Consider the following 24,534-nt stretch of genomic DNA (forward strand, 5'->3'; position numbering starts at 1 on the left):
ATCTGGTATCAAATTTTTATAATCCATGATACATATTTATTACGATAGCAAAACTGGAAATGTGCAACGTTTTATGGACAAGCTTACCCAAATCACAGGCTGGCATGCTCATAAAATAACCGCAGATCTTATTGCTGAAGAATCGGGGCATCTCGTAACGTTCACAACTAATTTCGGACAAATGCCCGAAACGACCCGCATATTTATGACTGCAAACGCGTCTAAAATATATTCGGTCACTTCGAGCGGGAACCGCAACTGGGGACAGAACTTTGGACTTGCCGCTGATAAAATTTCAGCTGACTTTGACATCCCATTGGCTTTCAAATTTGAATTGTCTGGTACAATGGAGGATATTAACCAATTTATTGACATCATAAAGAACAACTGCGATGGTAGCAAACGAGGTAGCAAAAAACTGGATATTGCTTAACAACGAAATCATGATTAAACATGATGACGAGTTTAGCTTACATAAAGATAAAGAGGCAGTACGTGCCTATTTTTTAGAGTATGTGAATAAGAACACGGTGTTCTTTTATACTTTAAAAGAAAAAATCGATTACTTAATTGAACAAAATTACTATATCAATTTCTACGAATGGTTTACATACGAAGAAATGGAAACGGTCTATAATTTTGTTTTTGCAAAAAAATTCCGCTTTGCCTCTTTCATGGCTGCGTTTAAATTTTTCCAAAGCTATGCGTTAAGAGACGATTCTGGAGAAAAGTTTTTAGAACGTTATGAAGACCGTGTCGTAGCAGTAGCTTTATTTTTAGCGCGTCACGAAGGTGTAGAAAAAGCAATTGCTTATGCCGAATTATTCATCAATCAAGAATATCAACCAGCAACACCAACATTCTTAAATGCAGGTAAAAAACGTTCTGGAGAATTGGTTTCTTGTTTCCTAGATGAAATTGGTGACAATTTAAATGGTATCGGCTATGCGGTTGATTCAGCAATGAAATTATCTTCCATCGGAGGCGGAGTTTCATTCAATATCTCGAAAATTCGTGCTCGTGGCGAAGCCATCAAAGGAGTTGAAGGTCGCGCAGGAGGTGTTCTTCCAATCATGAAAATCATGGAAGATACTTTCTCGTATGCCAATCAACTGGGTCAGCGTCCTGGTGCTGGAGCTGTATACTTAAACATTTTTCATGCTGACATTGAAGAGTTCTTAGACTGTAAAAAAATCAATGTGGATGAGAAAGTACGTATCAAATCCCTTTCTATAGGTATCATTATTCCTGATAAATTCATGGAATTGGCTGAAAAAGATGAAGCCTGTTACTTAATATATCCACATACTGTGATGTTGGAATACGGCATTCCATTGGATGAAATGGATATGGACAAAATGTACGAAGAGTTGATTACCAATCCGAATATCAAGAAAAAGAAAATCAACGCCCGTCACATGTTAGTAAAGGTTGCACAGACACAAAAAGAGTCCGGCTATCCTTATATCTTCTACAAAGAAAACACCAACCGTGCTCATGCATTGAATGGCATTGGTAAAGTAAAATTCTCAAACTTATGTACGGAGATCATGCAGGTGTCTGAAGTTTCAGAAATAAATATCTACGGAGAAGAAGATCAAATCAAATATGGTATCTCATGTAACTTAGGTTCCTTGAATATTGCTACCGTAATGGATAATAAGCGTGTTAAAGAATCTGTTAAATTAGCAATGCGTGCTTTAACAATGGTATCTGATGTAACAGATATCAAAATGGTTCCTTCTATCGCCAAAGCAAATAAAGAATTACATTCAGTAGGACTTGGAGCGATGAATCTACATGGTTATTTAGCGAAAAGCTTTATTATGTACGAATCGGAGGAAGCATTAGACTTTGCCAATGCATTCTTTATGATGATGAACTTCTACTCTTTGGAAGCATCGATGGAAATCGCACGTGAACGTCAAAGAACATTTGTAGGATTTGAAAAGTCAGCTTATGCAGATGGATCATATTTCAACACATATACAGAACGCGATTATTTGCCAAAAACAGATAAGGTTAAAGAATTATTTGAAGGAGTACATATTCCAACAATTGCAGATTGGGAAAAATTGAAAGCAGACGTTCAAGAGCACGGTATTTATCATGCATATCGTCTGGCTATTGCACCGAACCAATCTACATCTTATATCATGAACGCAACCGCTTCTGTTATGCCGATTGTGGATATCATCGAAGTTCGCGAATATGGAGATAGTACAACCTATTACCCAATGCCTTATTTGACAAATGATAATTACTTCTACTTCAAATCGGCATACGACATGGATCAATTCAAGGTACTTAAATTAGTATCTGTAATCCAACGTCACATTGATCAAGGAGTAAGTACGATTTTACATACAAATTCTAAAGATAATACACGTGATCTATCTAGATACTACATTTATGCACATAAATTAGGGTTAAAATCATTGTATTATACGCGTACACGTAAGTCATCTATTGAAGATTGTGTTTCTTGTTCAGCATAAACTTCATTTAAAATAAAACCCATAAGCTATTCAAAAGTTATTAAAACTTTTGAATAGCGCTATTAACATATACATTCAATAATTCTCGCTGTAAAATAATGAGTAAACAATATACTGCTGTAAACTGGAATACGCCAGATAATGATTATGCCTTGATGTTTTGGGAGCAAAATATTAGACAATTCTGGATTGATACCGAATATATCCCTTCAAAAGATATTGATAGTTGGAAAGGATTAAGCTGGGAAATGAAAGAATGCTACAAAAAAGCATTAGGCGGATTGACATTGTTAGATACTCTACAAAGTCATACAGGAATGCCAAAAATCATCGAACATACAGAATCGTTACAAAATAAGGCTGTATTATCGTATATGTGTATGATGGAGGCGATCCATGCAAAATCATATTCGACTATTTTTACAACGGTATCTACTACAAACGAAATCAATGATATTTTTGGTTGGGTTGAACAAAATAAATTTTTGCAATTCAAAGCATCCACCATTGACTCTTACTACCATGTATTAGACAAAAAGAATCCAACAAATGAAGAATTATTTATGACATTAGCTGCTTCAGTGCTGCTTGAGTCGTTTCTATTTTATTCAGGTTTCTTCTTGCCATTATGGTTATGTGGTCAAGGACAAATGGTTGCTTCAGCAGATATCATCAAAAAAATTATTGCGGATGAGTCTATCCACGGTGTTTTCGTTGGATTAATGGCACAAGAAGTCTTCAAAAAACTAAAAAATCAAGAAGAGGTGAAACAAAAATTCATCAATTTATTGAACGAATTGTTCGATAACGAGATGAAATATACAGAAGAAATCTATACCGAAGTTGGTTTAACAGCAGAAGTAAAAGAATATGTTCGTTACAACGGTAATAAGGCATTAATGAATCTTGGATTTGATCCGATCTTTGAAGTGAAGCAGGTAAATCCAATTGTTTTAAATGGCTTAAATACAGAAACAACACAACATGACTTCTTCTCGAAGAAATCAACAAACTATGAAAAATCAATGGAAATCGTACACCTGAAAGATGACGATTTTAAAATGGATGCTACGGTCAACGTATAACTATCTAAATTCTATTATAGCGATTCCCTTTACAGATTATGTAAAGGGAATTTTTATTTTAAACTAATTCAATCCTTCGTAGTCATACAGGTAGATAACCTAAACCTGACGATTATGACCACATTGCAAAAACAGCCTTCAGGCACACTTGTATTTCTAAGCTTTTTAATGATATACTTATGTTACAACCATGTGTGCCAAGCCCAATTAAAAAAAATTATTCTGCTTGATGCCACAACATCAAACCCCATACCCAAAGCAAGTATATTTTTAGAAGAGGAAAATAATGGAACCGTTTCGGATGAAAATGGAATTGCACGTCTAGGAAATACACAAAGTAAAAATATACGCATATCGCATCTCAATTATAACATGCTCACTATAAAAACCAGCGATCTTACTCACGAGATAACAACTTTAAAATTAATCCCGAGGCCCGCCAATCAACTAGAAGAAGTCATTGTTTCAGCAGGATTTGATAAACTTTTAGTCGGTAAATGGAAACTTCTTGAAATCGCTAACATTCGGATTCTATCCGATGGGACAGAGCACAGCACCAAGAGAAAAACTTCTTTTGGAAATATAAAAGAGTATAACGCAGATCGATCCTTCATAATTACCAGTTCAAATGGATCCAAACAATTATCAGGTAGATTTACAGCATTAAATAATCAGATATATGAAGACATCGAGTATTCATATGATCAATCACTGCAAGGGATAACCAATATCTTATTTTATTCCAAAACAGAAAAAGACCACCAGATAAGAGTGAAATATCAACTTCCAAACTCCGTGTGGGTAACCGAAGAAATATGGAAAAAATTATAAATAGTAAAACCTATATTACACAATCGTTTGTCTTAAATGAAGGTCATAAATAAAGCTATCTTTTGGATTATATTTGAAATTACCTTCAAACCAATTCAATAACGATGAATAAACTATTTACTTTTTTATTGATAACTGTAATAACTGTACAGTCTTACGCTCAGCAACAGTATAGCCAAGTATTTGCAAAAGACGATTACAGTCAAGTAAAAAAGAATGCCAAAGATCAGGACATTGAAAATATCAATAATTTGATATTAAAGCAGGCTGCTAGACAATTAAAAGAGGGATCTTACCCCATTCAAAAACGTTTACGCGCTTATACAAATTATCAATCTCCCAATAGCCTAAGCAAGCGACTTAAAACAAGCCCTTACTCTCAATATGAAAATCCTACTGGTATTTACTTCACAGCAGGAGATGAAGCTATTGTATGGGTTGGAAAGACCAATGGAAATCCGATTTCGCTACGTGTAACAAACTGGGATGATAAAAACTTCAAACAAAAAGACTACAATCTAAAAGAAGGCTATAATGCTTTGAAAATCGAAAATAAAGGAAATGCTTATATTCAATATTTCACAGAAGACAAAGTATCTTCAAAAAAGATCAACATTCACATACTAGGTGGAAAAGTGAATGATGTCTTTGAACGAGGTAAGCATACCAATAAAGATTGGGATCGTATGCTAGCAAATGCTTCTGGCCCCATCTTAGATATTGTAGGAAAACAAGTACAACTTGCATATTCGGTCAAATCATTACAAGAAAATACACCCCATCAAGGCGTAGAATTGATCCAACTTTATGATTCTATTATTGGTATCCAGCACCAAATCATGGGGTTGACACAAACAAAAAGAGTTCCGAAGAACAGAATGTTTGGCCGTGTTATCTGGCAAGGATTTATGCATGCTGATGGTATCGGTGCTGCATTTCACGATAATACCATGAAAGATGTCGCAAATGTGGCTAATCTTAGGAAAAATTCTTGGGGAGTAGCGCATGAGTTTGGTCATGTCAACCAAGTAAGGCCTAATATGAAATGGGTAGGTACAACAGAGGTAACCAATAACATCTATTCCGTATGGACACAATATACGTATAACAGCCATAGTCCCAAATTAGAAAGAGAACGCTTAAAAGACTATGATGAACCTAAAATTGGAGGCCGTATCACTGCTTATATGGAATCTGCATTTGTACACCGTCAACCCTGGTTAACACAAGCCGGCCCAGACAGGTGGGATCGCCAACGTCCACGTGATTGGGGCGGAGATCACTTCGTAAAACTAGTTCCACTTTGGCAATTACAGCTGTACTTCCATGTCGCAGGAAAAGGAAATTCATGGGAGAACAAAAACTTTTATGGTGATATCTTCACGAAAGCAATTAATGCTCCAGCAATAGCAACTAAACAAGACGCATACTACCAGCTCGAGTTTATCAAAAACGCATGTGATGCATCAAAATTAGATCTCACAGATTTCTTTGAACAGTCTGGAATGCTTATCCCTATTGATCTTTGGGTAGATGATTATACCTGCGCACAGATGACCATCACAGCAGCTGATATTGCAGTCGTAAAACAGTATGCATCTAAGTATAAGAAACCTTCCACACCGGTATTACATTATATTACTGCAAACAGCACTTCAATTTATAAAAATAGACTGCCCTTAAACGGGATCGAAGGTTCTGGTTTCGAGAAAAAAGAAGATAAAATCATTGTTCAAAACAGCGCTTGGAAAAATGCTGTAGCATTTGAAACCTATGCAGGTGATAAACTTGTAAAAATTGCATTTGTAGGAGCTGGGTCTAATGACGTCTCCAGCACAACCGTTCATACTCCAAAAGGTACAACACAGGTCAAGGCTGTGGGATGGGATGGAAAAAGAATCAATGTATTATAATTTAATAAAAAATAGGCTGATATAATCAGCCTATTTTTTTATTAGTATCCAAGTTTTGCCAGTCGCGCATACATCTCTACAAATGCACACTGATCTAGCAACCCTTTCGTTTCCTTCCTATCTTTAAGTGTCCAGTCCGTATAGAACAAACCTTTTTCATCCCGCATATGGTTCCAGGCATATTGCAGATTATGAGCAAAAACTGCCAAATACTTAGGATTATGATCTTGTTCAAATAGACTGATAAATCCCCGCATCATCACAGCATGAAACCATAGATTGCTGTTTTTTAACAATTTAAATTCTTGTCCTGTGACATCTTGAAAAAAATAAGAATAACAGGCTTCTCCGAGCTTTTGAGCATCCATCAAATATTGCTTCTCCTGAGTCAATCGGTACAATAAAGCTGCTGCTTGTAACATCTGACCCGAATTATAAGAATATTTTGCTTTATCTATATGTCCATTTAAGCTCATATTATCCCAAAAAAGACCATCATTAGGATCTTCTAATTTTTCTTTGGTCCAATGGTAAAGTCTCCTGCCCTCTTCCAGATAATGGTTATCGTTCGTTGCTTCATACATCTTTAGTGCAAATACACTCGCAGGAGCATTAGAACATGCATTTTTAGATTCTTTTTTTTGTTCACACCAGTAGATACCACCACCAAGTAGGTCGTCTTCACCGCTCATCACAAACGCCCATACTTCCTTCGCTTTAGTAAGATAATCTTGTTTTTTCGTCAATAAATAACTATCCGTAAAATCAATACCGAGCCAGATATTATCATCATAAAAGCGATCGGAAACAGGAGCGTTATTTAAGTATGATGCATATCCCACAGGAATGCGTTTTTGATCACGATACCCCGCAAGGCCGACCAATACTTTTTGATCGAGTACATTCTGAAATTCTCTTTTTTTCTTCGGCAACTCCATCAAAGCATTAACAGCTGAAAAACTACCCGAAAAAGGCCATAGATAAGCATATTTCTTTTGCTGCGATGCTTGTTCGGTGTTATTCAAATAATCGGCTTTAAAACCTTCATCAAAAGGAAACCTTTCCAATAGAAGCTGGTTTTCAACATTGCCAAATAAATGATAAATCTGTTTCATAGTCTGCGCGGCTGCAACATCAAAGTGTACTTTTTCCTGTGCCTGTAAACCATTCGACCAAAGTGAAACAATAAAAAGTAGATAAAAACTAAATATTCTCATCATTAGATCCTTAAAAAAGGCTGTCCAATTTGATTGGACAGCCTCATTATGCTATTTATAACCTTCGTTTTGCGTTAGTTTATTATTTCTTTGAATTTCATCCGGTGATATAGGCCACAAAAGATCAGATTCTTTAAATACTGCACCTGATGCATTTTTAGCACCAATAAGGGGTACAAAATCTATTTTACCAGCATCAGTAGTAGAGATAACAGGAAACATCTTCGTCCTTACAATATCATCCCACATCTTGAACTCTAATGGAAATTCTCTCAAGCGTTCAATCCAACATTCTTTCACAAAAAGATCAACAGATAAACCTTGTAAATCAGAAGTAAATTGAGCAACAGTTTTACCTTCTGTATTTGCACGAGCTTTAACCTGCGCTAAGTAGCCCGCTGCTTCAGCAGTCACACTACCACTTTTAGCAATTGCTTCAGCGGCAATCAACAAAGCTTCAGGGTAACGATAAAAGTTCCAATCTTTTGTTGCTTTACCAGTAGTTAATAACGCTTGTTCATCAAAATAATACCAAATACCTGCATCAGTAGATTCCCAAACTTTACCATTAATTGGATTTGTATATTTCCAGTGAAAAAATTGATTGGGTTGAATACGAAGATCTTTTGTATCATACACATTCAAAAATTGTTTTGTTGGACCAAAAACACGTTCAAAGATCGAATATTTATCAAATACCGATACAGCAGAAGAATTAAAAGCATAAGTTGGCCACCAGCTACCACTACTGATATTAGCATCATATTCTTGTGCGTAAATCACTTCATCCAAATCATCTGTAGTACGTAAGCGATTATAAGCACTACTCATGCCTAGATCAGTATTTACAGTCATGCTATGGCCTGAATTAACAACAATTTTAGCTGCTGTAGCAGCATCTGCAAATTTTCCTTGCTGTAAATATACATTCGCCAAAGTCATTGCTGCAACATACTTAGTGATTCTATGACCATTTTGAGCAAATTTAGCCGCAGGTAATACCTCAACAGCTTCTTTAAGATCCGCTTCAATTAATTCATACACTTTCGCCGCTGGTGTGCGTTCCAAATAAAGATCATCCTTTAAAGTTTCATTAGGAGTTGTAGGTAAAGGTATTGCTCCAAATGTTTTCACTAAATAAAAATAATTAAAGGCTCTAAAAAATTTAGCTTCTCCAATCAGACGATTTTTTGCTGCATCTGCCATGTTAATATTAGGAATATACTTTAGACCCGCATTAGCAATATTAATAGCCTTATAACTATCATCCCATATCGTATTCATGGTACCAGAAATTAAGTTTGTATTATTTTGACGAGTCAATTCCCTCGAAAATAAACAAATTCGTTCTTGGCCTTCATAACTATTGGTAAAATATCCTGTTAACATTGTGCTGACAGATGCTGTAGGGCCAATATAAGCACTACTAGCAAAAGAAATACGCTGTTGAGCTCCACGACGATAAAGAGAATTTATTGTTCCCTCGGCCTGCCCAGCATTTTGATAATAATATTCTAACGATAGATTTGATTTTGGATCTTCTTCCAAAAATTTATTACATGAAGTTGTTAATGTCACACCCGCCAATAACAACATTACTAATTTATTTTTCATTTTGATAAGTTCTACGATTTAAAAAGTTACATTCACACCTAAAGAAAAAGTTTTCGCTCTCGGATAAGCAAAGAATGTCATATTCTGACCAAAATTCCCTGTTCCTTGAGAAGTACTTTCTGGATCATATCCTTTGAAATCACTCGATGTAAATAAAAATGGATTATTTGCATTCGCATAAATCCTTAAATTAGACATACCCACTCGCTTTAATACATCCGGATTAAAAGTATACCCCAATTGAATTAAATTAACTCTGATATAGGAACCATCTGCTACCCATGAATCATCCACATTTGTATCTTGACCGGCATGTCCTCCATTCGTTAAGTAGATTGCTTGTTGCATCGTATTTGGATTTGTACCATTATACGCATCTGTCAAGATCTCTTTTAAACCATTGGTAATTCCAAAACGATCATAAGTAGAGTGATAAAATTGTTGCATTACTTCCACACCTTTCACAAACTGAAGATCTAACGTAAAATCAAAGTTTTTATACCTTAAATTATTGATGAAACTACCTGTCCAATCTGGAATTCCTTTTCCAATAATTTCTTTCTCAGTTGTACGTTTCGCTCTTCCAACCTGGCTTAAAGTCGCATTACCAGCATCCACATCTTCTTGTGTATAAACACCCAATCTACGGTAACCGTAAAAACTATTTAAATTTTCTCCAACACGAATTACACTGTTAGCGCCACCAACCCAGTTATTCATTAAAATATCAGCATTATTTTCACCTAATTTTAACACTTTATTTTTATTGTAATTCATATTTAAAGATGATTTCCAGCTGAAGTTTTCACTATCTACAACTGTTCCTGTAATCATCATATCTAAACCTTGATTTTGTACAGAACCAATGTTTTTCATGACCGTGCTAAATCCTGAAGCAGTTGGTACAGGTGCATCTAACAATAAATCCGTTGTTTTCTTATGGTAAAAAGATACATCAAAATTCAAGCGATTTTGAAATAACCCCAACTCAACCCCAACATCATATTGTGCTGTCCTTTCCCATTTTAAATCAGGGTTGGCAATTGCATTTACAAAAGAATATGGAGCTCTGTTACCATTCAATAAAATTGTTCCAGCCTCTACAATAGCTAAAGATTTATAAGGATCTATCTCAGAGTTACCTGTTAAGCCATAACTTGTATGAAATTTCAAGTTGCTAATCGATTCATTCCCCTTCAAGAAATCTTCATTAGAGACATTCCAGGCTAAACCAGCTGATGGGAAAAAAGCATATTTATTATTTTTTCCAAATTTAGATGATCCATCATAACGACTTGTAATAGTCGCAGAATAACGATTATCGTAAGAATAAGAAGCTCTAAGAAAATAAGAATTCATTGCCCATTTGTTCCAATTCGATCCCGGAGCTGCTGGTAAAATTCCGATTCCCATGTTATTTGATTCGTAAAAGTCATCAAAGAAACCTTCTGTTCTCGAGTTATCATAATCATAGGTACGCGCTTGCCATGATAATCCGGCCATCGCATTAATGCGGTGCTTATCAAACTGTTTATTATACGTTAAGTACGTTTCCTCTTGCCAATATAAAGTATTGGTATGATCTCTCTCAGCCCAACCATTCGGTCTGGAAATATTATTTAATGTTATAGATGAGTAACCTTTATATCTTTTTTGGTGATTATCGATACCAAATTGTGTTTTCAAATCTAGTCCATCGGCCAGATGAAATGTTAAAGCAGCATTACCAAAAATCTGTGTATTATAGCGCTCCCGCTTTTGCAGTTCTAAAATTGAAACGGGGTTGGCCATACCTTCAAAACCTAAAACATCAGAAATTTTAGAAGAAGCCGAATTCGTATACACACCCAATTTATCTCGTACAGGATACCACGGTAACATTTCAATCATAGTACGACGGGCATCTTGACCACCACCATCTTCAGGAGTATATTGTCCCCAAGTATGATTTACACTTAAATTGACGGCGGTAGACAACCAAGAAGTCGGCTTCGAATCATAAGCTAACTTTCCATTCAAACGCTTACTATAAGTACTATTGACGATACCCTGTTGGTCCGTGTAGTTTAAAAATGCTCCTACTGAAGATTTTTCATCTCCTTGCTGCAAATTCAGCTGATGATTTTGCGATATAGCAGTACGCGTTGCTTCTTTTTGCCAATCGGTATCATATAGTGGTTTACCTGCAGCGTCAAAGTAATCCGGATCATTAAACCATTTTGAACGATCCAAATCCCAAGTTTTTCCCTGATATTTATTTTCATTTTCTAAACCGATCATAAATGCATCTGTCCATTCCTGCGCATTCAAAAGGTCCATGTAACGCTGTGGAGTACTTATCCCTACCGACCCTTGGTAACTGATGGTACGTCTTCCATCTTTATTTCCACGTTTAGTAGTTACTAAAATAACCCCATTTGCACCACGTGCACCATAAATTGCGGCAGAAGACGCATCCTTTAATACTTCAATACTTTCAATATCATTAGGATTCAATAATTGAAAATCTTCCATCACCACGCCGTCCACGACGTATAATGGATTTGATGAAGAGTTAATCGTAGCCATACCACGAATGATCACTTTATTGCCATAGGCACCAGGTTGACTGGAATTGGAGAAAATATTCACCCCAGATGCTTTCCCTCTTAAATTGTCCAATGGACTAAAGTTTTGATCTTTGATCATATCAGCACCCTTTACCATCGCAATAGATCCTGTCACATCCGATTTACGCATAGTACCATAACCGACTACCACGACTTCATCCAGCACATCTGCGGCAGATTCCAATCGAATGGTTAGACCTGAGGTACTACTTACTCTTGTCTCCGCGGTCTTAAATCCAACTGAAGATATGACCAGGATATCCCCTACTTTCGCATTAATACTAAAGCTACCGGTCTCAGAAGTCTGGGTACCTACAGAAGTTCCTTTAACAGAAACCGTTACACCCGAAACTGGGTTTCCGCTACTGTCCACAATTTTACCACTAACCTGTCCTTGCTTAGCAACAAGTTCTTTTGCTTTTGATACATGCGCATACCCCGACAAAGTAGCGGACGAGGCATTTACCTGTTGCATAGATCCAGCAATAACAGCTAAAGAAAAAAACAATTTAGAATTTTTCTTCAACTGCAAAAATGTTCTTGCGTCAAATTTGTTCATAATTTTTAAAGTGATTTTAGATTTATTTATTTGTTTCAACCGTTTAAAAGAAGAAACATGTTTGTTTATTGGTTTTTAATTATACAACTTATATAGCTAGTACATCTAAAATTTCAAGCATAGGTATCCTTAGCTTGATGATAGTTTAATCGTTTTAGCTATTTAGAGTAAAAAATTATTGTACTAGAATTCCCTTTCAAAGACACTCAGACAAAATTATTACTTCAGTTTGTTAATTATAATGGATAAAAGGGTATTCAGTTTTTCATTTTAGTTTCGAACATAAATTGGTCATCATATCATAATTTGTTTAATCGTTTTAGCAAATAAATTGTAAATATCATTCCTTAAGCCGTATCATAAACCGGATGTGAAGATATTTGGTTTGGTTTATCTTAATTTGTGATAATTAAGATTGGTTTAAATTAGTGCTTTAATTTTAAAGATTAAGTTTTTTTTTCAAAAAACTTAATCTTTAAAATTTTTTATATATTTCCTTTTTTCATCTCATTTACAGCATAATCCACCGCACGGGCCGAAAAAGCCATATATGTTAGAGAAGGATTTTGTGTAGAAGTGGAAGTCATCGCTGCACCATCTGTAACAAATACATTGGGTACAGAATGAACTTGATTCCATTTATTCAGCATCGATGTTTTAGGATCCAATCCCATTCGTGCTCCACCCATCTCATGAATATCAAGACCTGGAGCCTGGCTACCGTCATCACGTCGGATATTTGTAAACCCAGCAGTCTGGAACATATCCTCCATGGTATCGAGATAATCCTTCTTCATCTTTGCATCGTTATCATCGTAATCGACAGCAATATGGAGTAGAGGAATTCCCCAATCATCCATTTTCTTTGTATCCAAGGTTACCTGTCCAGACTCTTTTGGTATAGTTTCGCCCATCATGTGAGAGCCAACCTGCCAATTTCCAAGCTTTGGATTCAATAAGTTATTTTTTAACGATTCACCTGCTCCGCTTCGGTCACTGTCTTTACCCCGATATGCACCAAAACCAGCGGCATATCCACGGAGATAATCTGTTTCCTGCTTATGCAAGTTTCTAAACCGTGGAATATAACCACCGCCCGCAGGATTTCGTCCTTCCGTTGTATAGTCCTGCAATCCTTCATACTCCGCATAAATCCGGGCACTATAATTATGGAAAGCAACATATTTGCCCAATACACCGGAGTCATTACCCAATCCATTCGGGAAACGATTTGATTTAGAATTCAATAAAATCAAATTTGTATTAATTGCCGCCGCATTAACAAAAATAACGCGCGCATAGAAATCGATTTCTTCCTTCGTATTGGTGTCTATAACACGAACGCCAACAGCTTTTCCTTTCTGCTCATCATATAAAATAGAGTGTACAACTGAAAAAGGACGCAAGGTCATATTACCCGTTTTTGCTGCCCATGGCAATGTCACCGCATTGGAGCTAAAGTAACCTCCAAAAGGACAGCCACGCTGACATAATGTACGGTTTTGGCACTGCACACGTCCCTGATCAAAATGAATCTGATTAGGCTTCGAAAGATGTGCACAACGTGCCGAAATTACTTTCCGCTCAGGATATTTAGCTGCAATAGATTGTTTGAAATATTTTTCAACCATATTAAGTGGATAGCCCGGTAAAAATTCGCCATCAGGCAATTCCGGTAATCCATCCTTATCTCCTGCAATCCCAGCAAATTTTTCAACATAATCGTACCATGGCTTTAAATCGGCATATCGAATCGGCCAATCAACAGCAAAACCATCGCGGGCTGGGCCTTCAAAATCAAAGTCAGACCAACGCTGTGTCTGTCTTGCCCATAACAACGATTTGCCACCTACCTGGTAACCACGAATCCAATCAAAAGGTTTGTCCTGCACATAAGGATGCTCTTTATCTTTTACAAAAAAATGAGCAGCATCTTCATGAAAAGCATAACATTTACTAACGATCGGATTCTCCTTTTTGATCGCATAAGGCATCTCATTACGATGTTCAAATTCCCAGGGATTCATATTGGTTGTCGGATAATCTTTGATATGCTTGACATCACGGCCACGCTCCAATACCAAAGTTTTTAATCCCTTTTCACACAATTCTTTCGCAGACCAACCACCGCTAATCCCCGATCCAATCACAATTGCATCGTAGGTTCTATCTTTTTGACTGTCTATATTAATATTTGCCATTTACGCTTTCAATTTTACCGCAGCTTGATAAGGCCCAGGAATCAATTTGTATATCAACTTGTTTTTCATCACGTATTCAGAATTTAAATATCCTTGAATAGCCCGATTTTTGAATATCTTTAAAAAAGCAACTTCATCTCCCTCCTTTTGACCTTCCAAAGTTGTTATCGAGGTTAAAAGATCCTCTGGAGTCTGCGATTCGGAATTGTCCTTTAATGCCTGCATGCCCTTTACAAATACCTGTTGGTTTTCTGGACTTTCACAATCATCAACCATTTTCATTACAAACAGATGTAAGTTCAGCTCTAATCCACCAGGAGAGTCTGTCTTAGGGATCAGTATTTCAGCTAATTTTGCTAGGAAATCTTCATCTGTTGCAGATAACTTAATATTTTGGAGCACAATAGATGCCCCTCCTTGTTCACGAAGGCAAGATGGCAATAGAGCAATTCCTCCCGCAATAATAAACAATTGCTTAACAAGGGTTCTTCGATTCATCATAATAAGGTGTTCTTACTGCTGTAATATTAAAGATAATATTAAAAATAACAAAGCTAAAACGATTAATTTTTTGTAACAAAAATGCAAAAATCTACCTCAGGATAGCATTAACCTCTTTTAAGTCTGAAAAAAGGTAGGTTGCAAAATCCAGACGATCACGCTCAGCTTTTTGTTTGGTGACAGCAATGCACTTCAATCCGGCATCGATTGCCGCTCTTGCGCCTGTTGCAGTATCTTCTATAGCAACGACCTCTTCCTTACTAAAGCCCGATAACTGTAATGCTTTTTCATAACAAGATGGATTAGGTTTAGGATTAACAACATCCTCACGAGTTACAAACCAGGAAAAATGCTCATGTAAATCATAATGTGTCAACATGCGATCTACAGTTGGCCTAAAATTAGAAGTCACTAATCCGATCTGAATATCCTGTTCAACCAAAAAATGAATCAATTCTCTTGCATGGGGCATTAAGGGTATACTCAGCATATCTTGTTGCGCATAATTTTCCCTGGTGGTTTTCCACATAAATTCTTCTTTTACCTCTACGTCCCAGAGCTCTTTCATCGTCAATAGATTACGCGCTAAAGTATGTCCTGCAAAATGTTGAATCCAAGTCTCAAAATCTAAATCAATTGAAAAATGATACTTAAGAATTGGCTTCCATGCTTCAAAATAAAAACGTTCAGAATCCACCAATGTTCCATCAAAATCAAAAAATACGGCTTTTAAATCTTTCATGCTTTAAAAATAGTCAAACCAAAGAGCAATTCCTACTCAACTATACCGCAATACACCGAATCGGAATTTAAATCAAGGTACGAATCCCATATTCCAAAATATATATGAATAGGGATTTTCTCGTCAAAAGATCCAATTAATGGTACTGTACAAGAGCCTTGATTAACCTCAGCGATACCAATATCAAGCTGCATAAATCCCTTTGTATTAAATAATGCAAAGCTCATTTTATACATTTTATCCTTATAATCGGCATTAACTGTCCACTTCATATGCAGCATCTTTCCATGCTTTTCAACCGAACAACCTATGGGAGGAGAAAGCGGACCTTTAAAGACAAGAACCTTTTCAACATTGACATAATATTGGCAATCGGCATCCAGTTCCATCGTTTCCTTTAAGATGTGTTGTTGTGCCAACTGAAATGGACCAACCCTACTTCCTTTTGGAGCAAGATGACGATAGCCATATTGCAGTATGGCTTTTATAGGTCCAATAAAATTATTCGCAACCTTCATCTTCTGCTGATTCATCAACATAGCTTCGGTTGGAGGTTTCCTGTTTTTATTTCGAGCACCTCTAATAATATTTTGACCATTGAGCTTATAGCCATATACAGACCCTACTTTACCTTTAAAAGGTCCATTGGGACCGTTTTCTTGAATTGCCATTGGTTTAATTAGTTTATTTTTTGGTTTTCAAATCGCTTTTACCCTACTCAATACCAAATATATACAAAATTATATATTAATATAGGTATAGTATATTGTTTAGTTAGTTTTAATAGGGGGTTAATAGGGTTATACCCCTATTAACCCCCTATTATACCCCTATTAACCCCCTGTTATATCCCTATTAAATAATAACACTTCCTTAATTTGATCCGAATCAATTTGAATTACTTTCTACATTTGCTAAGTTTGTATATTCCGCACCATCAACGCATGTATCCAGGTGCTTTACTTTAAGAAAGATCAAGATGAAAGTCATTGCTATAGGCCGCAACTATGTAGACCACGCTAAAGAACTGAACAACCCCATCCCACAACAGCCTGTTGTATTCATGAAACCCGACACCGCTTTACTAAAGGATAACAAAGACTTTTATTATCCCGAGTTTTCGAACGATATTCACTACGAAGCGGAAATCGTATTACGCATCTGTAAAGAAGGAAAACATGTAAGTCAAAAATTCGCAAACACATATTTTGATGCCATCGGACTCGGTATTGACTTCACAGCGCGAGACATACAACAAAAACACAAAGAGAAGGGTCTTCCCTGGGAGTTAGCAAAATCTTTTGATGGCTCAGCTGTCATCAGCCCGTTGATTCCAAAGGAAGAGATTGATGATCTTAAAAATCTTGATTTCTCCTTGCTAAAGAACAAAGAGACCGTACAGCAGGGAAATACAAAAGATATGATTTTTTCTTATGACGATTTGATCGTTTATATCTCCAAGTTCATTACTTTACGAAAGGGAGATCTTATTTACACAGGTACTCCTGCAGGGGTTGGTCCCGTTGTAATCGGTGATACTTTAGTTGGTTTTATTGGTGAAAAACAAATGTTTTGTTGCACCATAAAGTAAGGTCTATGAAAAAATTAACAGCAATAATCGGGATGTTTGCGCTTGTTTCCAACACACTCCATGCACAGGATATCATCAAACATCGTCAATACCCGCAAAATTATTTTAGACCGCCCATGGATATTGCTCCGCAAGCTTCGGGTTCATTCGGAGAATTGAGAGCAACACATTTCCATGGCGGTGATGACTATCGGACGCAACAAAAAATAAACATACCTGTATATGCCGTTGCAGACGGTTTTGTTTCGCGTATCCGTGTACAGATCGGTGGTGGAGGGAACTCCGTTTACCTGGATCATCCCAATGGTTATACTTCTGTATACCTACATTTAGAGAGTTTCAATAATGAGCTCAATGCTTTTATAAAGGCAGAGCAGTATAAACAAAAGCGTTTTGACGTCGACCTGTTTCTAAAACCTGGTCAGTTCAATTTGAAGAAAGGACAACTTCTGGCAAACTCAGGAAATACAGGAGGATCTGCAGGTCCACATCTTCATTTTGAAATTCGCGATACGAAGCAGCAGCTTCCCTTCAACACACAGCTTTTTGGACTTACATTTCCAGATGGCATTAAGCCTATCATACGAGGTGTAACGCTATATGATCTGGATAATCCTATATTCGATGAAAATACTCCCCGTAGGCATCAGACTGTAAAAGCATTGGCCAATGGTAATTATAGTCTTGCAGGTAGTGCACCGATTCCTGTTAATGGTAAATTTGGTTTAGGAATCAATACCGTAGATAGACGTAAAGGAATCTCATTTACTTACGGTGTATATTCAATAGAATTATTTTTAGATAATAAAAATATCAGTACTGTACTTTTCGAAGCTATTCCTTTTGATAAGACGCGCGCTATCCATTCCTATATCGATTATCCTTATTGGAAAAAATCAAATGTACGCGTACAAAAGAGTTTTAAGCAACCGGGAAATCCAATCGATATCTATGCACAATTGGACAACAGCGGTGTTATGGAACTTAAAGATGATCAAGTACATCAGGTTCGTTATGTTGTCAAAGATGTTCAGGGCAATGCCACAGAAATAAATTTCGAAGTGCAACGAAATACAAACTATGTAGTCAAAAACAATCCGTCAAACGCTGGTAAATACTTCAACTTCCTACTGGAAAACATTTACCAAGCAGACAATGTTAAAGTAACCATACCAAAAAATACGCTATATGACAATTTAAACTTTACTTATAGTGAAGGGCAAAAACCAGCCAACGGTTATTCCCAATTACATCGCGTCCATAATAAATTTACGCCTGTATTTGGTTCTTACACATTAAGTATTAGGCCAACTGCCGACCTGACGAAAGAACTGTACAGTAAGGCTCTTCTCGTTTCAACAGATGGTGGTGCACAGGGTGGAAAATATGAAAATGGTTTAGTAACAGCATCAGTACGCAGTTTTGGCGACTTTTATGTAGCCGTTGATACGATAGCTCCAACCATCACAGCCCGTAATCTCGTTAACAATAAAAATGTCAGTGCACAAAAGCAAATTGACTTTACCATTTCTGACAATCTATCCGGTATACAGTCATTCAATGCTTACATTGATGGCGAGTGGGTGCTGATGAAATATGACCCAAAAAATCGTCATATCTGGCATAACTTCGAATCCAATTTAGGATCCGGAAAACATAGCTTTAAGCTGGAGGTCAAAGACTGGAAAGATAATGTCAGAGTTTATGAAGCAAGTTTCACCAGATAATCAGTATCTTGTTCATTAGATTAATTAATAACACATATGGCTACATTAGAAATAGGACAGAAAGCGCCTGCAATAACGGCTAAGAACCAAAATGGAGAAAGTATTTCTTTGTCAGATTTTATTGGAACGAAGGTGATTTTATATTTCTACCCAAAGGATAATACACCGGGTTGCACAACAGAGGCTTGCAATTTTAGAGATAATTACCAATCCTTAAAGAAAGATGGATTTGAAATTATCGGGGTAAGTATCGATGGAGAAGCTTCTCATCAAAAGTTCATCAACAAACATGAACTTCCCTTTCAATTACTGGTTGATGAAGATCAGAAAATTGTCAATGATTATGGTGTTTGGGTAGAAAAAAACATGTACGGTAAAAAGTATATGGGAACTGCACGCACAACATTTGTTATTGATGAACAAGGAAATATTGCTCACATCATTAAAAAGGTGGACAATAAGAATGCGTCTCAACAAATTCGCGATCTTATAAAATAATACTTAACAATACTAGAATCATGATAAAAGAGTTAGCAGACTTGCATTTATTTACATGGTCTGCATACGATTATCATTATCTAAGTACGACTATCTAAAATCTAAATACTAATATTTATATTTGCTACTTATGAGCAAACAAACAGACGACTTCTTTAAAAGTATAGTATCCCACTCAAAGGAATATGGTTTTGTATTCCAATCAAGTGAAATATATGATGGCTTAAGTGCTGTCTATGATTACGGTCAATTAGGTTCTGAATTAAAAAATAATTTAAAGACCTATTGGTGGAAATCCATGGTGCAATTGCATGAAAACATTGTCGGTATCGATGCTGCGATCTTTATGCACCCAACGACCTGGAAAGCTTCAGGCCACGTGGACGGGTTTAATGATCCAATGATCGACAACAAAGATTCTAAGAAACGTTACCGTGCAGATCAATTGATCGAAGATAAAATAGCGCGTTACGAAGCTGATGGTAAAACTGATAAAGCGGCTGCGCTATTAGAAGCATTGAACGTTGCCTTGAATGCTGATGATCTTGCTGGTTTAAAAACTATTATTGAAGATCACAATATCGTTTGTCCTGTTTCTGGAACTAAAAACTGGACTGATGTACGTCAGTTCAACTTGATGTTTGCTACCCAAATGGGTGCTATGGCAGATGGTGCTGAACAGGTATACTTACGTCCCGAAACTGCTCAAGGTATTTTTGTTAACTTCTTAAATGTTCAAAAAACTGGCCGCATGAAAATTCCTTTCGGAATTGCTCAAATTGGTAAAGCATTCCGTAACGAAGTTATTGCTCGTCAATTCATTATGCGTATGCGTGAATTTGAACAAATGGAATTACAATTTTTTGTTCGTCCAGGTACAGAAATGGAATGGTACAATAAATGGAAAGAAACCCGTCTTAAATGGCATTTAGCTTTAGGTTTCAACCCTGATAACTACCGTTACCACAATCACGATAAATTAGCTCATTATGCGAATGCGGCAGTAGATATTGAATTCAACTTCCCATTTGGATTTAAAGAGGTTGAAGGTATCCACTCCAGAACTGATTTTGATTTAAAACAACACCAAGAGTTCTCTGGTAAAAAAATGCAATATTTTGATACAGAGATCAATCAAAACTATATCCCTTACGTAGTCGAAACTTCTATCGGTTTAGATCGTCTGTTCTTAACAGTTCTATGTAATTCATTGGTTCAAGAAGATCTTTCAACACCTGAAAAGCAAGATTCACGTGTCGTATTGAAGTTCCCTCCTGCAATTGCACCTGTTAAAGCTGCCATCTTACCTTTAACAAAAAAAGACGGTCTTCCAGAAAAAGCACGTGAGATTATGGCTGTATTAAAATTGGATTACAATGTACAGTATGATGAAAAAGATTCAATTGGTAAACGATACCGTCGTCAAGATGCAATCGGTACGCCAATCTGTATCACTGTAGACCATCAGTCATTAGAAGACAATATGGTTACGATCCGTCACCGTGACTCCATGCAACAGGAACGTGTAGCAATTGCAGACTTAGAGAAATTTGTTGCCGATCTAGTTGGTTGGAACACACTTTTGAAAAAAGTATTGTAATCTCTTAAATAAATAAAAAAAAAGCTTGCTGTTGAACAGCAAGCTCTTTTTTTGTTTCGAAATTTAATTAAATAACGTAGGTTGTCGATGTTTAACTTTAAAAATCAACATCGACGTTTCCATCCCATTTTTCATTCTTTCGTATTATAAATCCTTGTCCAGGATTGATTTCTTCTAATAATAAGCCCTTAAAAAGAACCTGCATATTATTCTTAACTTCACTTTTTAATTCAAATGATCGAATAACAGATCCCTTTTCGTAAACGGTGAGTTCATACTTGATCGTTTTATTTGTATCATGAAACCCCATAAATTGATTAAAAAAGAAACTTTTATTATTCTCTGTAAAATTGGGTTCGATCTTCAAGAAAGTCGCATCCAACTGACTGTTGCTGCTGTTACTAAAGGGATAATAATAAAAGCCGGGATGCTTTTGCTGTATTCGGATACTATCAATATGACTTAAATCAACTATATCGGTAAACTCTACTTTCACCTCACTGTATAAACGTTTTAATAGCAATGTCCTTTCTATAGACTGTTTAACCTCAAAGGTATCTCGAACGGCATAAATCTCGGCTTCCTTCTCCATAAATGAATTACTGATATAAAATCCATTGCGATTGGTACTATTAGCAAACACGATAGGACTATTGGAATTTTTTGTCAGTACACTCAAATAATATGTCCCCAATGGCAGATCAACTGCAAAAGTTTCCTCTGCTGAGATACCGCCCTGTTTGACCAGTTCATTACCTGAAGCATTATAAATATGATAATATAATTTGTTTTGTAATGCTGTATCGTTCACAACTCCAGTAATCAAAACATTATCAAGTTTAAATGTACTGCTGGTCGGATTATAAATACTTCCAGGCGGACGTTTACCTGAATACAGACGTATACGTATCCAAACGGCCTCTTTACCCATAACCGGTATCGCATTCAGAGATTGAGAGATTGGGAGCTTTGATATACCGGTGCTTGTTAAATCCAGTGGATAGTGAATCGTATCCGACAATTTCGAAAAGTTTGAACCCTTATCGGTCGAATAATCGATCAATAAGGCACGTGGACCTGTCCCCGAACTATTCACATCTAGACTCAGATTACTGAGCAATTCGATCTGCTGTGCGGGAAGTTTAAAAAGGATTGACTCCACCCCTCTAAAACTAATTGATTTGCCTGTAGTAGGCCATCCTGCGGTAAAACCGTAATCAACTTTCCCATTATTATAATCAATAACAGGTAACGGATTAAATGCAATAATAGGATCTGCATTTCCTAGATCGAAGTCCCATTTAAATAAAGTTTCTTCCTTAGAATTAACAGAAGCTTTTGAAGAAACTAATTTCCTAGCGCCATTTGCCTTTTGAAGCGGCGATACAATACTTTCAAAATCTTTAATTTTGAACTTTACTGAGAACACATTTTCGTCTAATTCATCTGAAATTTTCTTGTTCTTTTGACATGATGAAGCAACGGCTAATAAAAAGATGAATACGAGAGAAAATATGTTAAAATTAAATTTAACATTCTTTTTCATAAAATATCTATGGTTTATAATATATAAATAACCTTAAAGATACCTACTTAAGTAAAGTATTAAAACTTTGAAATTAAAATCTCTAACTTTTCACTACGGCACGTTGTTGTTTTATTAACTTTTACCACATATATTTTTGAATTTGAATTCGATTTATTTAACAGTAATTCATTGTTATTTCCTTTTGGAGAAACATATTCGCCATTAAACTCATCCCATTCATATAATGATGTACCATTTTCGTTACACCACAAGTAATTGTAACGATCATCAATCTTTTCGTTCAAAGTAACACGAATTTTATTCAATTTCTTATCGAATCGTACTTTCGCACCTTTTGGTTTTTCAACTTTGTCAAAAACTTTAACCAAAACTTTGTTTTTAGTAGATTTTTTGTCTTTCCAAACACTTTCCACGAAATAAACGGTAGATTTATTGATATCATTCACGCTCACATTCGATCCAGTAGCGAAAGGAACTGTTAATTGGTGTTCGCTATACCAATTGTATGTTAATCCACGACTTGCATTCTTTACGGACAGTACTTGTCCTCCATTATAGCAGGTCTCAAGTGTGTCGCCCCAGTTTGAAAGTGGCATTGCGAGTGCGCGGTCCATTTTATTGTTAATAGACCATACCGTCTCATAAACATGCTGTTGATGGGAATCGTTACGAACTAATGAAGTTGTGTCTTTCACAATCGCTTTTAATTGATTTACCCCCAACTCAAGCATACCTATATTCAAATAAATAGAGTCAATATTCTGATCAATTAGATGATTATTGAGGTACCATTTCACGTCAAGTGTATTGGGAGATGGTTTCAGCAATTTTAAAGAGAAGACAGACATACTACCTGCATCTACAGATTTACTCGCTACTGGGAAGGTCGCTACAATTGGATTCGTCTTATGATGTATGGTCTCTACAAAAACTTCTTGACAAACAGCACAAAAAGGAGCCACCAAGTATTGCATTTTACAAAATTCATGCGGTCTAAACCAAGTCGACTTTGATCCTGATCCTCCGTATGAATATACACCAACACCTTGTGTCCCGACCCAATGCTTCCATGGAACCTTTGTCGGATCAGACTCCTGACTACGATTAGGACCTTCAATTGCATATTGATTACCTGCCCAATATTCGTCGGCTAAAATAGAGAAAGAATGACCGATCTCATGAACAGCAATATCATTACTCATAAAGTTAACGGTTGCTGTCGCATACTTACCACCTGAACCACCGTAAAAGGGAGAATTTACCAAAATCACAACTTGTGTATAATTGGGAATATGCTCCTTTAATACCTGCTCGATAACCTGATACTTTTGTGGTACCACCAGTCGGTGCAGTCCTCCGTTATCGAAACTGCTTCCAAAGATGGTATTAGGTGATGCAATAGGAACTGGATATTTTTTTGTAAACTTATTAAAGCGGGTTGGATATTGACTCAAATCCGTATTGCCGTGTACACAGTCACTGGCAGTACAAGCATGTACAGCTCCACATTCTAAAGACGGTGTTTTAATCGCAAATACATTAAAGTAATTACTGTACTGACGAAAGGGTTCTGTTTGAAAAAAGTAATCAGTGAAACGTTTGGCATCTTCTTCAAAATCCAGCAACTGCGCCTGTGTATAACCATCGCCCAGGATCACAAGATTAACAACCTTTTGATCAGTACCTTGATATTGTAACGTATCGATCGCATAACGCTGTGCAAAACAATTGGGAAACAGGAGAAATAAAAATATAAAACTAAAAAGGAAATGCTGTAATCTGATATTCATTACGATAGG

18 protein-coding genes are annotated in these 24,534 nt (G+C 36.4%); 9 read left to right on the plus strand and 9 right to left on the minus strand.

Going from position 1 to position 24,534, the window contains the following annotated elements:
- Positions 1 to 25 precede the first annotated feature (25 nt).
- The 5 genes from nrdI to ACFS6I_RS20330 all read left to right on the plus strand — a co-directional run bounded on the left by nrdI (position 26) and on the right by ACFS6I_RS20330 (position 6,327).
- The gene (gene nrdI, locus ACFS6I_RS20310; protein ID WP_132769222.1) at positions 26 to 433 is read left to right on the plus strand and encodes a class Ib ribonucleoside-diphosphate reductase assembly flavoprotein NrdI; all 408 of its coding nucleotides are present in this window, start codon (positions 26 to 28) and stop codon (positions 431 to 433) included.
- The gene (gene nrdE, locus ACFS6I_RS20315; RefSeq protein WP_380923347.1) at positions 393 to 2,498 is read left to right on the plus strand and encodes a class 1b ribonucleoside-diphosphate reductase subunit alpha; all 2,106 of its coding nucleotides are present in this window, start codon (positions 393 to 395) and stop codon (positions 2,496 to 2,498) included. The genes nrdI and nrdE overlap by 41 nt, the downstream gene beginning before the upstream one ends.
- Before the next feature lie 98 nt (positions 2,499 to 2,596).
- Positions 2,597 to 3,583: a class 1b ribonucleoside-diphosphate reductase subunit beta gene (nrdF, locus tag ACFS6I_RS20320; protein WP_021191849.1), complete on the plus strand. Its 987-nt coding sequence runs from the start codon at positions 2,597 to 2,599 to the stop codon at positions 3,581 to 3,583.
- A gap of 114 nt (positions 3,584 to 3,697) precedes the next feature.
- Positions 3,698 to 4,414, plus strand: coding sequence for a carboxypeptidase-like regulatory domain-containing protein (locus ACFS6I_RS20325; protein WP_380923349.1), 717 nt, complete (start codon positions 3,698 to 3,700; stop codon positions 4,412 to 4,414).
- Positions 4,415 to 4,518: 104 nt separating this feature from the next.
- A complete protein-coding gene (locus tag ACFS6I_RS20330) occupies positions 4,519 to 6,327 on the plus strand; it encodes a M60 family metallopeptidase (RefSeq protein ID WP_380923351.1) in 1,809 nt (602 codons plus the stop codon).
- A gap of 41 nt (positions 6,328 to 6,368) precedes the next feature.
- Here ACFS6I_RS20330 and ACFS6I_RS20335 read toward each other — a convergent pair whose 3' ends face one another.
- From ACFS6I_RS20335 to ACFS6I_RS20365, 7 genes are all read right to left on the minus strand, one after another.
- Positions 6,369 to 7,547, minus strand: coding sequence for a glycoside hydrolase family 76 protein (locus ACFS6I_RS20335; RefSeq protein WP_380923353.1), 1,179 nt, complete (start codon positions 7,545 to 7,547; stop codon positions 6,369 to 6,371).
- Positions 7,548 to 7,595: 48 nt separating this feature from the next.
- A complete protein-coding gene (locus ACFS6I_RS20340; RefSeq protein ID WP_183917403.1) occupies positions 7,596 to 9,158 on the minus strand; it encodes a RagB/SusD family nutrient uptake outer membrane protein in 1,563 nt (520 codons plus the stop codon).
- Between the two features lie 18 nt (positions 9,159 to 9,176).
- The gene (locus tag ACFS6I_RS20345) at positions 9,177 to 12,326 is read right to left on the minus strand and encodes a SusC/RagA family TonB-linked outer membrane protein (protein WP_380923356.1); all 3,150 of its coding nucleotides are present in this window, start codon (positions 12,324 to 12,326) and stop codon (positions 9,177 to 9,179) included.
- A gap of 485 nt (positions 12,327 to 12,811) precedes the next feature.
- A complete protein-coding gene (locus tag ACFS6I_RS20350; protein WP_380923358.1) occupies positions 12,812 to 14,527 on the minus strand; it encodes a GMC oxidoreductase in 1,716 nt (571 codons plus the stop codon).
- Positions 14,528 to 15,028: a gluconate 2-dehydrogenase subunit 3 family protein gene (locus ACFS6I_RS20355; protein WP_380923360.1), complete on the minus strand. Its 501-nt coding sequence runs from the start codon at positions 15,026 to 15,028 to the stop codon at positions 14,528 to 14,530.
- Between the two features lie 91 nt (positions 15,029 to 15,119).
- Positions 15,120 to 15,770 (minus strand): HAD family hydrolase, encoded by a 651-nt coding sequence (locus tag ACFS6I_RS20360; protein WP_380923362.1) that lies wholly within the window; start codon positions 15,768 to 15,770, stop codon positions 15,120 to 15,122.
- 32 nt (positions 15,771 to 15,802) lie between these two features.
- The gene (locus tag ACFS6I_RS20365; protein WP_380923364.1) at positions 15,803 to 16,441 is read right to left on the minus strand and encodes a DUF6266 family protein; all 639 of its coding nucleotides are present in this window, start codon (positions 16,439 to 16,441) and stop codon (positions 15,803 to 15,805) included.
- 308 nt (positions 16,442 to 16,749) lie between these two features.
- Here ACFS6I_RS20365 and ACFS6I_RS20370 point away from each other — a divergent pair, with 308 nt between their 5' ends.
- From ACFS6I_RS20370 to ACFS6I_RS20385, 4 genes are all read left to right on the plus strand, one after another.
- A complete protein-coding gene (locus ACFS6I_RS20370; RefSeq protein ID WP_380923366.1) occupies positions 16,750 to 17,361 on the plus strand; it encodes a fumarylacetoacetate hydrolase family protein in 612 nt (203 codons plus the stop codon).
- A 5-nt stretch (positions 17,362 to 17,366) separates the two neighbouring features.
- Entirely contained in the window at positions 17,367 to 19,088 is a 1,722-nt protein-coding gene (locus ACFS6I_RS20375) for a M23 family metallopeptidase (protein ID WP_380923368.1), read from the plus strand.
- Between the two features lie 36 nt (positions 19,089 to 19,124).
- The gene (gene bcp, locus ACFS6I_RS20380) at positions 19,125 to 19,586 is read left to right on the plus strand and encodes a thioredoxin-dependent thiol peroxidase (RefSeq protein WP_021191329.1); all 462 of its coding nucleotides are present in this window, start codon (positions 19,125 to 19,127) and stop codon (positions 19,584 to 19,586) included.
- Between the two features lie 130 nt (positions 19,587 to 19,716).
- Positions 19,717 to 21,186, plus strand: a complete 1,470-nt coding sequence (locus ACFS6I_RS20385; RefSeq protein ID WP_132841046.1) for a glycine--tRNA ligase — start codon at positions 19,717 to 19,719, stop codon at positions 21,184 to 21,186.
- Between the two features lie 97 nt (positions 21,187 to 21,283).
- Here the strand turns inward: ACFS6I_RS20385 and ACFS6I_RS20390 are convergent, their stop codons facing one another.
- Together ACFS6I_RS20390 and ACFS6I_RS20395 are read right to left on the minus strand one after the other, a co-directional pair.
- Entirely contained in the window at positions 21,284 to 22,732 is a 1,449-nt protein-coding gene (locus tag ACFS6I_RS20390; RefSeq protein ID WP_380923371.1) for a hypothetical protein, read from the minus strand.
- Between the two features lie 59 nt (positions 22,733 to 22,791).
- Positions 22,792 to 24,525 carry a M64 family metallopeptidase gene (locus ACFS6I_RS20395; protein ID WP_380923373.1) on the minus strand — a complete coding sequence of 578 codons (1,734 nt, stop codon included), beginning with the start codon at positions 24,523 to 24,525 and terminating at the stop codon, positions 22,792 to 22,794.
- Positions 24,526 to 24,534: the final 9 nt, after the last annotated feature.

This window comes from Sphingobacterium anhuiense, assembly GCF_042686355.1.
In the GTDB taxonomy this organism is placed as follows: Bacteria; Bacteroidota; Bacteroidia; order Sphingobacteriales; family Sphingobacteriaceae; genus Sphingobacterium; species Sphingobacterium anhuiense.

What these genes read in the sequence shown, in the direction of transcription:
- bcp (WP_021191329.1), top strand. Translation starts at nt 19,125, where the DNA reads ATGGCTACATTAGAAATAGGACAGAAAGCGCCTGCAATAACGGCTAAG.
- ACFS6I_RS20390 (WP_380923371.1), bottom strand. Translation starts at nt 22,732, where the DNA reads ATGAAAAAGAATGTTAAATTTAATTTTAACATATTTTCTCTCGTATTC.
- ACFS6I_RS20370 (WP_380923366.1), top strand. Translation starts at nt 16,750, where the DNA reads ATGAAAGTCATTGCTATAGGCCGCAACTATGTAGACCACGCTAAAGAA.
- nrdE (WP_380923347.1), top strand. Translation starts at nt 393, where the DNA reads ATGGTAGCAAACGAGGTAGCAAAAAACTGGATATTGCTTAACAACGAA.
- ACFS6I_RS20325 (WP_380923349.1), top strand. Translation starts at nt 3,698, where the DNA reads ATGACCACATTGCAAAAACAGCCTTCAGGCACACTTGTATTTCTAAGC.
- ACFS6I_RS20340 (WP_183917403.1), bottom strand. Translation starts at nt 9,158, where the DNA reads ATGAAAAATAAATTAGTAATGTTGTTATTGGCGGGTGTGACATTAACA.
- ACFS6I_RS20395 (WP_380923373.1), bottom strand. Translation starts at nt 24,525, where the DNA reads ATGAATATCAGATTACAGCATTTCCTTTTTAGTTTTATATTTTTATTT.
- nrdI (WP_132769222.1), top strand. Translation starts at nt 26, where the DNA reads ATGATACATATTTATTACGATAGCAAAACTGGAAATGTGCAACGTTTT.
- ACFS6I_RS20355 (WP_380923360.1), bottom strand. Translation starts at nt 15,028, where the DNA reads ATGATGAATCGAAGAACCCTTGTTAAGCAATTGTTTATTATTGCGGGA.
- ACFS6I_RS20345 (WP_380923356.1), bottom strand. Translation starts at nt 12,326, where the DNA reads ATGAACAAATTTGACGCAAGAACATTTTTGCAGTTGAAGAAAAATTCT.
- ACFS6I_RS20385 (WP_132841046.1), top strand. Translation starts at nt 19,717, where the DNA reads ATGAGCAAACAAACAGACGACTTCTTTAAAAGTATAGTATCCCACTCA.
- ACFS6I_RS20360 (WP_380923362.1), bottom strand. Translation starts at nt 15,770, where the DNA reads ATGAAAGATTTAAAAGCCGTATTTTTTGATTTTGATGGAACATTGGTG.
- nrdF (WP_021191849.1), top strand. Translation starts at nt 2,597, where the DNA reads ATGAGTAAACAATATACTGCTGTAAACTGGAATACGCCAGATAATGAT.
- ACFS6I_RS20375 (WP_380923368.1), top strand. Translation starts at nt 17,367, where the DNA reads ATGAAAAAATTAACAGCAATAATCGGGATGTTTGCGCTTGTTTCCAAC.
- ACFS6I_RS20330 (WP_380923351.1), top strand. Translation starts at nt 4,519, where the DNA reads ATGAATAAACTATTTACTTTTTTATTGATAACTGTAATAACTGTACAG.
- ACFS6I_RS20350 (WP_380923358.1), bottom strand. Translation starts at nt 14,527, where the DNA reads ATGGCAAATATTAATATAGACAGTCAAAAAGATAGAACCTACGATGCA.
- ACFS6I_RS20335 (WP_380923353.1), bottom strand. Translation starts at nt 7,547, where the DNA reads ATGATGAGAATATTTAGTTTTTATCTACTTTTTATTGTTTCACTTTGG.
- ACFS6I_RS20365 (WP_380923364.1), bottom strand. Translation starts at nt 16,441, where the DNA reads ATGGCAATTCAAGAAAACGGTCCCAATGGACCTTTTAAAGGTAAAGTA.